We start from the raw sequence: 13,456 nt of genomic DNA on the forward strand, positions 1-13,456 counted from the left end.
TCCATGAACCTGACCTCACTGCCTCGCGGAGCCCGACGAGCATTGGCCTACGTCTCCCTCGTTCTACTGGCCGGCGGATGCGCCAGCCCGAAGCACTCTTGGCCAACCGCCGCGCAACTCCCGTCAAGCCCCGGCCTGCCCGACCCGCTGATCAAGTTCGACGGAACTCGGGTCGCGTCTCGTGAGCAGTGGTCCATGGAACGTCGACCGGAACTGAAAAAGCTTTTTCAGCATTACATGTATGGTTACCTCCCACCGGTCCCGACTCGAATGAAGTTTAAAAACGAGGCCGTTTACACGGACTTCCTCGGCGGGAAAGCGACGCTCAAGCTGGTCAAGATTCAGACCGGCGGACCTGACGCCCCGGAGATCGATCTGATGTTGATCATCCCCCATCGCAAAGCCGAAAAGGCTCCCGTGTTCTTGTCGATGAACTTCTGCGGAAACCATGCGCTGGTAAGCGATCCGCGAGTGCCCTTAACTCGTGGATGGATCTACACCAGCTGCAAAGGCTGCACCAATGACCACGCCTCCGATCTCGGGCGCGGGTCCCAGGCGGGAGATTGGAGCGTCGAGGAGATCGTGTCGCGTGGCTACGCGCTGGCCAGCTTCTGCTCCAGCGATGTGGACTCCGATCGAAAGGATGTCTCCGAGGGAATCTACGCCTGGCTAGCCAAGCAGTGGAAGGACCCTTCCATGGCTGAACCCGCGAACCGCGGGTCAATCGCGGCCTGGGCCTGGGGATTCCATCGATGCGTCGACTACCTGGTGAGAGATCCAGACATCAACCCACAGCAAATCGCAGTGGTCGGCCACTCGCGCAACGGAAAAACCGCACTACTCGCCGCGGCGATGGATGATCGCATCGCCCTCTCCATCCCGCACCAGGCCGGATGTGGAGGCACCGCGCCGAGCCGCGGCACCATCGGGGAATCGGTGCAGCGCATCAACACCGCCTTCCCGCACTGGTTCAACGCCCAATACAAGGAATTCAATACGCAGACCGATCGACTGCCCTTCGATCAACATAGCCTGGTCGCGCTGTGCGCCCCTCGTCCGGTGCTCTTCTCCAATGCTCTCGACGATCAATGGGCCAACCCGAGCGGGCAGTTCGAGGTTTTGCAGGCAGCCGATCCGGTTTATCGTTTTCTGGGAGCAGGAGGCCTCGAGGCGAAGTCCATGCCGCCGCTGGGCCAACTCAGCCCCGGCACCCTTGGCTACTACATTCGTCCTGGTAAACACTCCATGACGGCCCAGGACTGGAAGGTCTTCCTGGATTTCGCCGACCACCAGTTCCATCACCCCAAAGAATAGGGATGTCCAATCCGTGGTCTCAATTCTGTGATTAAAAGTGGGTGAGATTTCCCGACTCCGTCGGGTGCCGAAAAGCTGTAGAGGGCTACAGCACTCCAGGACGCCTCGCGACGATTTGGGCCCATTTTGGAGTTGATCGAGAATCGATCCGACCAAGCTTATAGTTCTTTCGTCGTGCAGCCCTCTGCCGCTTTTGTCCCCTCGACGGAGTCGGGATCCCCTGACCTCACCCACTTTTAATCCCCCCTCATCAACCTGCGCTGCTAGGGTTCCACCTGGATCGGCATCCCGATCCAGACCAGCTTCACCAACGTCTCCGCATTCCAATTGGCCAGACGGAAGCAGCCATGGGATTCCGTCCGACCCACTTGCTCCGGCTGGGGCGTCCCATGGATGCCATACCCCGGCCGATCCAGACTGATCCAGGCCACTCCGACCGGATTGTTCGGTCCAGGCTGAAGGATCAGCTTCCGCTTGATCTGTCGTGCCTCCTCAGATTCAGGAAAGACGTCGGGATTGAAGGTGTAGTTGGGATTCACGGCAATCTTCTCAACATGAAGATCGCCTACTGGCCGTTTCTCCTTGTCCTTAGCGATGCTGCACGGGAAATGAAGCACCAGTTTGGAATCTCCATCAAAACCCTGAAGCGTTTTGGCGCTCAGAGAAATCCGCACGAACGATAGCCGACCTGAGATCGGCGGCGGCTCCACATTCGGCACCTTCAGTGGCAACCCCGCAGTGACACGGTCCCAGTCGACGAGAGGATTGAGTTGTCGGATTAAAGCAGGGTGAGATCGAAATTTTTCCGACACCATCTCCAGGATGGTTTCATACTCCATGCGGTCCTGTTCCGACTTAGCCATCCAGGTCTTCGCCAAAGGTCGCAACCGTCCCAGATCGGCATCAGTGACGGTATAAGTCACAAAAAGCTCAGCCGGAAGGGCGAGCCTGTTTCGGGTCGTGGTATCGAGATTCCCTGTTCCAGGCAGACCTTCCCGTTCTTGAAAGGCTCGCAGGGCGGACCGGGTCTGCGAACCCAACTTGCCGTCGATCGACCCGGAGGAAAACCCCAGTCTCGCCAGGGCCAACTGAGCCTCCAACACGCTGCGAACCTGCCCGGTTCCCACGGGATCCGGGATCACCGACTCGAGCGGAGAGGTATTCGTGGCCGTAGCCACGACGGGTCGGTTGCTCCGGATGACGACGGTGCCCAAAGGATGTGCGCTTCCCGGGGCTAGCTCGTTCGTGCCCCCGCCAACTTTCACGGCCGCAGGAACTGGGACGGAGCTTGGCCCCGCGAGAATCGCGGTGGGAGGAGCCGACGTGGACACCGACACTGGAGGAGCGGGCTCTACCGGCTTGGGAACCGGAAGGACCGGAGGTACCGCCGCCGGAAGGATCGGCTTGGGTGGATCCACGGGAACCGAAGGCTGCCGAGGGGGGGCATCAGGCGAAACGGTCGGGACGCGCACCGGGCTGCCCAAGGATTCCGGAGAAACCGGTGGAGCCGGCCGCTGAATCCACAGCCAACCGATAAACGCGAGCGCCAGGATGGCGATCAGCCAATAGCGGGCATCGCCTCGTTGAGACCCTCGCGCGGAGTGATTTTGACCAGAGGTCACGTGCACGGCCTCAGCATAGCCAAAAGTAGGCCAACCAAGTCAGCGAATTTCTAACGGATCCACTCGAAGAACCCCAGCGCATCCAACTGCCGACGAAGGGAATGCAGATCGGCTGCTGTCAAGCGGTTGTGAGGCAACCGCGGTGGCCCGACGGGCACCCCGAGCATCTCCATCACGGCCTTAGCAGCGGCCATGTAGCCGTATCCGGACAGCAGCTCCACCAGTTGTCCTCCGCGATGCTGCTCCAATCGTGCCCGATCCCAGTCGCCTTCACGGAACGACTTCAACACCCGGTGATAGATCGGCGCGGCGAAGTTGAACCCACTCCCAACGGCCCCTTTGGCCCCCATGGCCAGCGCGCCCAACAAGTGTTCATCCACCCCAAACGGCAAATCCCATTGTCCCTCGTTCAAGCGCAAGCAATGAAGATATGACTTCAAATCCGGGTTGGTGAATTTGAGCCCCGCCAGGCTGGGGACTCGGGCGGGCGCGCGAGTGAGGAACTCAGCCATGGAGTAATTCACTCCCGTCAGCGCCGGAATGTCGTAAAAATAAAAAGGCGTCTCGCTCGCCGCCGCCGCGATCTGCGCGCAGCAGTCGATGAGCGCCTCCAATGACCGCGGCTTGAAATAGGAAGGCGACAAAGCCGCGATGGCGCTAGCGCCGCGTGACTGCGCATGAGCCGCCAGCAGGCTGGCTTCGGTCACCGAGTTGGACCCCACATGGACCACGATGCGAAGATCGGTGCCCCGTGCGGCTGAGAACCAGGCGTCGGCCACCGCGTGTCGCTCGTCCTGGGTCAGCGAGGCACTCTCGCCCGTGGTGCCGCACACGAAGACGGCGCGAACTCCCGTGGCAGCAAAATGCGCCGCCTGCTTCTCCACCACCCCCACATGAAGTGAGCCATCGGCATGAAATGGCGTGTGCGCCGCAACCACCAAGCCATGAAGAGGAGAAAAGGAAAACATAACGAATCAAATCAGGACCCTGAAACCAATTCGCGTCGCGGCCGAATGCACAACACCAGCACTACCGAGACAATGGCCGTGCTGGCGAAAACACCGAAGGTAACGTTTAACGGAACTTTGGCATCCTGCAGGATACCGAAGCCCCAATCCGCTATCCCCCCGCAGCTGATGCTGACCAGATTCATCAACCCATAGCCCGTGGCACGGAGCTGCGAGGGCACGATCTGGCATAGAATCGGCATGTTGTTGCAGTCGAAAAATCCCCAACCCAATCCAAACAAAACGAGAAAGCTCACGGCGACCACCAAGCTTCCGGCATTCCCCACTCCGAACATTGCGGGCACAATCAAACACATGCCGATGGCGCTCACGTAAATCCGTCCGCGGATGGTTCGACCCATCCAACGATCCGCCAACCAACCACCGATCAAGGCGCCGATGATCGCTGCCACCTGCCAGTAAAGGGTCGCCGAAACCCCAGCCTTCCCCTGGCCCAGGCTGAACTGCTGCTTCAGGATGGCCGGCATCCAATCGCGCACCACCCACCCCGCCAAGGCGGGAAGTGTAAAGTATAAGACCAGCAGGATGAAGGATCCGTTGGTGAGCAGTTGTCGCAGAGAACTGAACACCGTAGGCTTCTCCAAGGTCAGTCCATCGGCACCCAAACGGGGAGGTGCGTCTTTCAGCAGGAAGGCGAGCGGAAAGGCATAGACCAAGCCAGCAATACCCGCAGCGCTGAACGCCGCCCGCCATCCATACGAAGGATGGTCAGCCACATAGCCGCTGAAGCCTCCGATGATCACTCCGACATAGATGGCCATCTGATGCATGCCCACCGCGCGGGAGCGGGTTGGCCCCGAATGATAATCCGAGATCAAGGCCAAGGCCGCGGGAATGTAGAAAGCCTCGCTGATCCCCATCAATGACCGCGTCCACAACAGCGACTCGTAAGTCGTCACGTGGCCAGTCACCCACGTGACCGCCGACCACACAAACAAGCTCCCGCAGATGGTAAACCGACGGCTAAAGCGATCGGCAATGTAGCCGCCCAGGGGACTCAAAAAGGCATAAACCCACTTGAACTGCCCCAGCATCATCCCCCAATTGGCGTCCGAACCGATGCTCGGGATATCCGCCATCACGGAAGTTTTCATGTTCGCCAGAAGCTGGCGATCCAGGTAGTTGAGCAAGGCAACCGGCCAGAGCAATGCCACCACCAGCCAGGCGGTGCGCCCCACGGCCGACGAGGTTGAAGATGATGGAGACGACACGTTCACGCAGGAAAGCGAGCACTCCAGCAGGCAGCGCAGCCCACGTCAACGGCGAAGTCCTCACCCCGACCGCTCACGGACTCGCCGGAGCCTCTTTGACCTCAATGACCCGGTCCACTTCCACCCCCTCCACCACATTCGTGCCGCCTCCAATCCAGCGAACCTCAACGCGATCGACGCGCTTTCGCGTGCCAAGCCCAAAGTGAGGATACATGCCGAAATGGCTTTGATACCCGCGCCCACTGTGCACTTCATCAATAAGGGTCAAATCACCGGACACCACCTTGATGCGGGCGCCAATACCATCCCGGTTGCTGCGGCTACCTTGCAAGCGGACCCCCAACCAGTGGTTCACCCGGGGACTGTCGTTCCGTAGAACGGTAGGCTCCCGACGAGAATTCAGGATCACAACATCGATGTCTCCATCGTTATCCAGATCATCCAGCGCGACACCCCGCCCGCTGCGCTTCACCGCCAAACCATCACCGGAACGACTGGACACATCCACGAACTTCCCCCTCCCCGTGTTCGACATCAAGATGGCAGGGGCTTCATAGCGAGCCGTGTCATCCCAAAGCTCCACATTATCCTGCAAATGACCGCAAGCCATAAACAGGTCCCGATGACCGTCGTTATCAAAGTCCACCAGGCCGTTGCCCCACTCGACTTGGTTGTAGCTTCCCCCACCGGCACCTGAAAGATGGGTCACGTCGTCAAACATCCCTCGGCCGATGTTTTTATAAAGAATGGCCCACTGTTTCTGGTAGGAGGTCATATGAAAATCAAGTCGGCCGTCATTATCATAGTCCCCACAGTCGATCCCCATAGTCCCTTGCCCAATGCCGTTGAGATCATAGGCCAACCCCGAGAGCAGACCGACCTCCTTGAAATGCCCCTTTCCATCGTTGTTCCACACGAAATTCGCCATCGCATCGTTGCCCACGATGATGTCGGTATCCCCATCGTCATCGTAGTCCGCACAGACCACGCCCATTCCCGTTCCAGCATGTTCGCCGATGCCTGACTCTTTGCTCACGTCGGTGAAGCTTCCGTTCCCGTTATTGCGAAACAAGGTGGACGGGACCGGTCCGTAGGCCATCGGCCCGACATAGGCAGGATGACCGTTCACATGCCGAGTCTGATGCTTTGACAGCGTGAAGTTGATGTAGTTCGCGACGAACAAATCCAAATCGCCATCACCGTCCATGTCCAGAAAGCACGCACCCGCCCCCACCTGGTCACCGTTAGCCACGCCGGCCGACTGGGTCACGTCCGTGAAGGTTCCATCCCCATTATTTCGATAAAGAACGTTCGGACCGAAGTTGTTAACGTAGAGGTCGAGGTCGCCATCATTGTCGTAGTCTCCAGCACAAACCCCGAGCCCGTAACCGGTGTCTCCCACCCCAGCCTTGTCCGTGACGTCGGTAAACTTAAGGCCGCCGTCGTTCCGATACAAAGCGTTCCGTGGCGGAGGATTGGTCGGCGTGCCGGGCAGCGGGGCACCATTCAGAAAGTAGATGTCCAAGTCGCCATCCCGGTCATAATCAAAAGTGGCCAGGCCGGAGGCAACGCTCTCCACAATGTAGCGTCGGCCGGAGCTTCCATCCTGATGCACGAACTGAATGCCGGTATCGCGGCTCACGTCACGCAGGAGGATTGGAGAAGGCGGCTCGGCGGCCTTGACTGTGCCCGTCCACAACAGCGCCACAGTGACACCCAGCAACGCGGAGCTGAGAGGATGACTTCGAGCCCCCGCCGCCCCCGCATGGAGTTCCGCCTTCAGGCGGTTCCCCGGGCGTCGCAGCCCGCCCAACGACTCAGGCCCTTCCGAAACGGGGCGGAACGCGAAGAATCCGCCTGAAGGCGGAACTCCATAGGAAAAACCAGCTCTCACGGGGATTTTCCCTGGTTCGAGGTTGGTTGCCCCGCCTGGCCGCGCCCCTCCACAATCGTCACGACACGATCCACACCGACGTCCCGAATCACCTCCGTGGAACCTCCCGGCCACTTCACCCGAATCTCGCTGATGGATGCTCGGGAGCCCAAACCGAAATGAAGCCGCTTTCCGAAGTCACTCTGGTAACTCCTTCCACTGTGAACCTCATCGATCTGGGTGAGATCCGCAGCCACCACAGATACCCGGGCTCCCACGGCACCTCGATTCGACTTCGTTCCCTGCAATCGCACCTGCACCCAATGATGGGTGCGGGGGGAATCGTTTCGCAGCACACTGGGCTCTCGCCGGGCATTGAGAATGACCACATCGATGTCACCGTCATTGTCGAGATCGTCAAACGCCGCTCCGCGACTGCTGAACTTGAGCATCATCCCGTCGCCCGCGTGATGGGAGACATCCTCAAATCGTCCCTGCCCATTGTTGCGCAGGAGCAGGTTTCGGGCGTGGTAGCTGGTGGTATCATCGAAATGATCCACGTTGTCGATCAAGTGGCCGCAGGCCGAAAAGAGATCCCGGTGCCCATCATTGTCGAAATCGATAACTCCCACACCCCACTTGACTTGCGGGTAGCTGCTCGTGCCGGCCCCCGATTTGCGCGTGACGTCATCGAAAACCTTACCCCCGACGTTTTGGTATAGATTATTGAACTGCCGCTGATAGGTCGTGATGTAGACGTCCAACCAGCCATCGTTGTTCCAGTCGGCGCACTCCACTCCCATGTTGCCCTGGACATTTCCAAAAGAATCGTAAGCCAGCCCAACCAGCGCGCCGACCTCCTTGAACTTCCCGAAACCATCATTCAACAAGAGGAAATTGGGACGAAGATCATTGGCGACCACCAAGTCCGGATCGCCATCATTGTCGATGTCGGCCGCCATCACTCCCATCCCGGAACCCCGCAACTCCGAGATGCCCGAGTTTGAGCTGACATCCGTGAAGGTGCCATCGCCGTTGTTGCGATAGAGGTGATTGGCCGTCGGAGGATACTGCAGGGGGCCAACGTAGGAGGGAAAGCCGTTCATCATCGAGGTGCGATGCGTCTCATAGGTAAACGCCACGTAACTCGCCACGAAGAGGTCAAGATCGCCATCGCCATCCATGTCGAGAAAACAAGCCCCCGCACCGACGTGATTGCCCTGGGCCACGCCCGCCAGCCGAGCCACATCCGTGAAGCTGCCATTCCCGTTGTTGCGATACAGAACATTCGTCCCGAAATTGTTGATGTAGATATCCGGATCTCCGTCGTTGTCGTAATCACCCGTGCACACGCCCAATCCATAGCCCGTGTCACCGACCCCCGCCAGATCGGTCACGTCCGTGAACTTCCAGTTTCCCTCGTTTCGGTAGAGTGCATTTCGGGGCGGCTTTTCCACGGTCGTGCCCGGCAAGGGAGCTCCGTTTAGAAAATAGATATCCTCATCGCCGTCGCTATCGTAATCCAGCAGGGCCAGTCCTGAAGCAACGGTTTCCATGATATAGCGACGGCCGGAACTTCCATCGGTGTGAACGAATTGGATGCCCGTCGCTTGGCTCATATCGTGGAGCTGGATGGGGCCGCGCGAGTCGGCGGCCTGCAGCGACTCTGCCAATATCGAAAGGAGCAGGACTGCCAGACAGGTGTTCACTCGATTCTCCTCCCCAGGCTAAGGCGCCTTCTCCAGCTGCTGAAGCAGCTGCCGGTAATTGGCTTCGTCGGGGTTTCGAGCAATGGCTTGCCGGATGGCGGCCAGAGCCCCGCCACGGTCTTGATTGTTGGCGCAGGCCATAGCCAACAAGTGGTAGTTCGATCCACTGGGCTCCATCTCCACGACTTGCCGCGCCAACACCAGTGCGACGTCCAGCTTGCGGCGTTTGCGTAAATAGAGATCCACCAAAGAGCGGGGAGGCTCGGATCGACCTGGCGCCAGCTCCTGCGCTTTGAGATAAGCAGACTCGGCGCCCTCGAAGTTATCGACCCTCGATTGGAACCGTCCGAGGAAAAGATGATTATAGCTGGCCTGCGGCTGCTCCTGGACAAGGTCTTGAAAGAACTTCAGCCCCTCTTGCGGCGCTTTGCGCTGTTGAAACACAGCCTCTGCCGCGGCGCGATACATCGGATTCTCCGGATCGAACAAAGCCGACTTTCGCAGCAGTCCAAGGGCCTGGTCCCCGTTGCCGTGGGACCGATAAATCTGCGACGCGCCGAACAGAGTGCGAGCCATCGTGGTTCGCACCAACGGCAAACCGGTTCGGGTATCCTCCTGCGCACTTCGATCCGTCTGGGCCTTGCTGTCAGCCGCTTGCAGCTTCTGGAACTCCTCCCGGAACGTCTCGGCTTCACCCGCTTCCCCCAGTCGCAGAGAGGCTGTATAGAGACCGAAAAAAGCCTGGGTATGACGGGGCGATATCGCGATCACGCGTTGGAATGCAGCTTTAGCCTGCACAAAATCCTTGGATTGCAAGTACGCTTGCCCCAGAAGATACGCGCTATCCATGTTGGGTCGCTGCCCAGTGACCGCCTTGAGGAGGACGGCGACGGCATCAGTCGCCCGGCCCAGGTCCAGATAAGTTCGCCCCAGCTGGGTCAGGATCTCGGGATGCGCGGGGGAACGTTTGATTGCCTCCTCACCCAAACGCACCGCTTCCTCTAAATCCCCCTTCTCCGCGGCCACCCGCGCCAGAATCTCGTAAGCATCAATTTGGTTGGGATTCAACTCCAAACAGCGCTTGAGGTGCCGTACCGCCGGCTCGGACTGGCCAATATTATAGTGAGCTGATCCTAAGAGGGCATAGGCAAGGGCGTCTTCGGGATACGCCTGCACGAGCGCTTGAGCCACGGCCACTCCCTCACGTTTTACCGCCGCCGCCTCGCTCGCAGCAGAGAGCTTAACCTCTTCCGAATCAACAGATAATGCTTTTGAACCGGACGAACTCGGGGCCTCCTCAGCGGTGCCAGGGTCAGTCTGAGCCTCGATTTCGCGCCATCCCCCAGCCAAGGCGAGACAGAAACAAATCCAGGTCGCCCAGGCGAAGCAGGTCGACGCGTGGCGCAGGACTTTCGATCGGGACCTAGGTCCTGATCTGTAGACGTCCAAGGCGTGGTTTCGAAACGCAAGTCGTTGCAAAGCAATGTCAGTTAGGTTGGGCTGGTTCTGGAAAATCTAACGAAGCCCGGAGCGATCAGTCAAGAGTCGCTTCGGCTAGAACCACCGTCCTAGTCCCTTTCTCGGCACAACCAGGTGACGACTTCACTCTCAAAATGCGTTTCTCGTGAATTCCAAGTTGCATTCGAGTGCCAAATCGCTTAAGAATTAATGAATCCAACACATGAAATAAAAGATGGTAGCCATCGCACCACCCAGCGGTGCCATGTCGAGGATTCGTGAACCCAGCGAAAGTAGTAAACGTTAAGAAGTAACATTAGTAAAACCAACCAAACCCAACCTGTCCCCTCATATGTATAACGTGTATAAACCCTTTGCCAAAATGCTCCTGACCGGAGCGGCCGTTCTGCCGCTTCTAGGGACTTTGGCGCAGACTGCTCAAGGGCAGTACCTCCCCGACGGGCTGAAGGCCTATTGGCGAATGGAAGATAACTTCAATGATTCCTCTCTGAGCGCCACCTACGGCGGCACCGGCAGCGGGACCGAGCCGATCGCTTTCGAAGCTGGAAAATTTGGTCAAGCGGTGAAGCTCGATGGTAACGATCAGAAGATCACTGTCACCGGCGGCGAACCGGGCGATCTGTCCTTTGCTGGCGGCAGCATGACGCTCTCAGCCTGGTTCCGAGTCGATGCGTTCGACACCGAATGGCAGGCGCTCGCGGCCCAAGGTGAGAACAACAACTGGCGCATCCATCGCTCGAGCACCAGCCAAAGCTTCGCGTACCAAGGCGGCAACGGCGACATCACCGCCAGCGCGGCGGCTGGCGATGCTGCTTGGCATCATATCGTAGCCATCTCGGATAAGGAAAACGGCTCCAAGCTGTATCAAGACGGCGTGCTGGTAGCCTCGAGCACCACCGCGGCGAACCTGACCACCAACGGCAAGCGCGTCATCATCGGCGACAATCCCGATGCCCTGGCTCGCGAATTCGAAGGTGCGATCGATGATCTCGCCCTCTGGAGCCGCGCGCTCACCGAAGAAGAAGTGATGGCGATCTACAACGGCGGCGAAGGCAAGGAGATCGAATCCTTCTTCACCGTTCGGGCGGAGATCCTGGGTGTCGGTGCGGCTGCCCTGCTGGGTGGTGACGTGACCGATCCCGATGGCAACGGTCTGGATGCGCTCGGTGGCGCGACTGACCCGAGCTGGAACTGGGTGGGAATCACCGCGAGCATCGAGGGCGACTTCGAAGGCGGCGAAAACGCCTTCAACATCTTCGACAACAAAGTCGGCGGTGGTAATGACAAATGGTGCTGCGATGATCCGAAGCCCGACCAACCGGTCTGGGTGGCGGTTCAACTGGCCAACCCGATCAGCCTGACCCACTTCACGATGACCACCGGCAACGACTCGCCGGATCGTGATCCTACGGACTGGGCAATCCAGGGCTCGAACGATGGTGAAAACTACGAAGACATCGTTCATTACACCGTGGACATCCCCTCCCCTTGGACCACCACCCGGAACCAGGTCTTCAAGTTTACCTTGGGCCGGCCTTCCGCTCCCTACACCTATCTGCGCTATATCGCCTACGAAACACCGGGCACCCTCCACCAGCTCAACGAAATCGAATATTTCGGTCGTTCCGGCGGTGCTAGCATCCCGGTGATCTCCCGCGCCACCGCCAGCCGCACGGAAATCTTCCTCGGCATCCGCGACGGTTTGGACACCACTTTGGTGGACAACTCGGTTGCCGTGAAGATCGACGGCGCCTCCGTCAGCGTCACCAAGAGCCGCACCGCTGACGTGCTGTCCTTGACCTATGACAATGTCGCCAAGTATGTGCCGGATTCCCTTCACGCCTACGAAGTCACCGGCTTTGACTCTGCTGGCAATCAGCTCAGCTTCACGGGCGAAGTCCGAATCCCGGTTCCCTGGTTCCCCGAGGCCAACCTCAACGGACCTGAACCCGTCGAAGGCATGTGGGCGTTGCGCTACATCTTTGGTGCCGGCACCATCGACAGCATCCCCGCCGCCCTGTCCCGCATCGCGGCCGTGGGCACCGAAGAGTTCACCGGCAAATTCGCCGACGTGACCACTCAAGTGGCTAACTATCCTGCCGCCGGCGGATTCTTTGGCAACGGTCTGCCCTACGACGAAGCGGCTACCGCTCATCCTGACGGTGGTTGGAACGCTGAAGACTTCATCCAGCTGTTCATCGGTAACATCGTGATCCCGGCTGACGGCGAATACACCTTCGGTGTGCACTCCGACGACGGTTTCGCCATGCGTATCCGCGGCGGCAAGGCTGTCGCAGTCAGCGGCAACGGTGAACTCGACCGAGCCGATACCGAAGCAGTCGTACATCCCGCCAACACGGGCGACAGCAATACCCGTGGCACCTACCTGCTCAAGAAGGGCACCTACCGTATCGAGTTCTTCTGGTGGGAACGCGGCGGTGGCGATCATGGCGAACTCTATGCCGCTCCGGGCCGCTGGGCCAACGACGGCGACACCGACCTGTGGAAGCTCGTCGGCGATCCTACTCCGGCCGACTCCTACATTCAGCTGGGCGTCGACGCCGATGGCTGGAGCGTTGTGTCCTCTGATCCGAGCGCCGGTGATGTGGCGGAGAACGCCATCAATAACTGGGCTCAAGGCTTCGCTGATCTCGACGCCACCGCGGGCGCGCCGGTCAAGACCGACATTGGCAGCTGGGGCGACCCGGACACCAATGGCGGCATCCCGGCCTTCCCGAAGAACACTCCGGGTGTGGACGACAACGACTACGCGATCCGCGCGACCGCGAAGCTCGTCATTCCTCAAGACGGAACCTACAGCCTCGGGTTCAACAGCGATGACGGTGCCTATATGAAGATCCCTGGACAGGTGTTCACCGAGATCACGGTCAATGGCACTGGCAGCAGCGTCATCTCCGAGGACGGCAGCACGGTCACCTGCGATTGCCTCACCGGCGACAGCAACACCCGCGCGACCATCACCCTCGCCAAGGGAACCTACGACATCGAAGCCGGCATGTTTGAACGCGGCGGCGGGGCCTTCCTCACCGTTCGCGGTGCTCAAGCGGATGCTCCTCGGCTGCCGGTTCTGGTCAAGAACGGCGTCGGAACCTTCACCACCGGCCAGGCTCTGCAGCTGACCGCGACCATCGGAACGGATCGTCCGTCCATCTCCGTGGTCCGCAATGCCAATGGCAGTCTGACCGTGACCTGGGAAGGC

Annotated in this window: 8 protein-coding genes; 2 read left to right on the forward strand and 6 right to left on the reverse strand. The window is 59.4% G+C overall.

Going from position 1 to position 13,456, the window contains the following annotated elements:
* Positions 1-3 precede the first annotated feature (3 nt).
* Positions 4-1,314 carry an acetylxylan esterase gene (locus tag JNN07_08955; GenBank protein ID MBL9167854.1) on the forward strand — a complete coding sequence of 437 codons (1,311 nt, stop codon included), beginning with the start codon at positions 4-6 and terminating at the stop codon, positions 1,312-1,314.
* Positions 1,315-1,577: 263 nt separating this feature from the next.
* On the opposite strand, the gene JNN07_08960 is transcribed toward JNN07_08955, so the two are convergent.
* The 6 genes from JNN07_08960 to JNN07_08985 form a co-directional block, all read right to left on the reverse strand.
* Positions 1,578-2,942, reverse strand: a complete 1,365-nt coding sequence (locus JNN07_08960; GenBank protein ID MBL9167855.1) for a peptidoglycan-binding protein — start codon at positions 2,940-2,942, stop codon at positions 1,578-1,580.
* Positions 2,943-2,986: 44 nt separating this feature from the next.
* Complete coding sequence (locus JNN07_08965; GenBank protein MBL9167856.1) at positions 2,987-3,904, reverse strand: dihydrodipicolinate synthase family protein; 918 nt, start codon at positions 3,902-3,904, stop codon at positions 2,987-2,989.
* Positions 3,905-3,915: 11 nt separating this feature from the next.
* Positions 3,916-5,181 (reverse strand): MFS transporter, encoded by a 1,266-nt coding sequence (locus JNN07_08970; protein MBL9167857.1) that lies wholly within the window; start codon positions 5,179-5,181, stop codon positions 3,916-3,918.
* Positions 5,182-5,248: 67 nt separating this feature from the next.
* Positions 5,249-7,069 (reverse strand): CRTAC1 family protein, encoded by a 1,821-nt coding sequence (locus JNN07_08975; protein ID MBL9167858.1) that lies wholly within the window; start codon positions 7,067-7,069, stop codon positions 5,249-5,251.
* Positions 7,066-8,757 carry a CRTAC1 family protein gene (locus JNN07_08980; GenBank protein ID MBL9167859.1) on the reverse strand — a complete coding sequence of 564 codons (1,692 nt, stop codon included), beginning with the start codon at positions 8,755-8,757 and terminating at the stop codon, positions 7,066-7,068. Before JNN07_08980 ends, JNN07_08975 begins: the two co-directional genes overlap by 4 nt.
* A gap of 18 nt (positions 8,758-8,775) precedes the next feature.
* A complete protein-coding gene (locus tag JNN07_08985; protein MBL9167860.1) occupies positions 8,776-10,236 on the reverse strand; it encodes a tetratricopeptide repeat protein in 1,461 nt (486 codons plus the stop codon).
* Positions 10,237-10,567: 331 nt separating this feature from the next.
* Between JNN07_08985 and JNN07_08990 the strand changes: the two genes are divergently transcribed.
* Positions 10,568-13,456, forward strand: a 2,889-nt coding sequence (locus JNN07_08990) for a discoidin domain-containing protein (protein ID MBL9167861.1), incomplete at its 3' end; no start/stop codon positions are given.

The sequence above is a fragment of the Verrucomicrobiales bacterium genome (assembly GCA_016793885.1).
Taxonomy (GTDB): Bacteria; Verrucomicrobiota; Verrucomicrobiia; order Limisphaerales; family UBA11320; genus UBA11320.

Bases quoted from the DNA above. Each gene is read 5' to 3' on its own strand.
- JNN07_08955 (MBL9167854.1), top strand. From the start codon at position 4: ATGAACCTGACCTCACTGCCTCGCGGAGCCCGACGAGCATTGGCCTAC.
- JNN07_08965 (MBL9167856.1), bottom strand. From the start codon at position 3,904: ATGTTTTCCTTTTCTCCTCTTCATGGCTTGGTGGTTGCGGCGCACACG.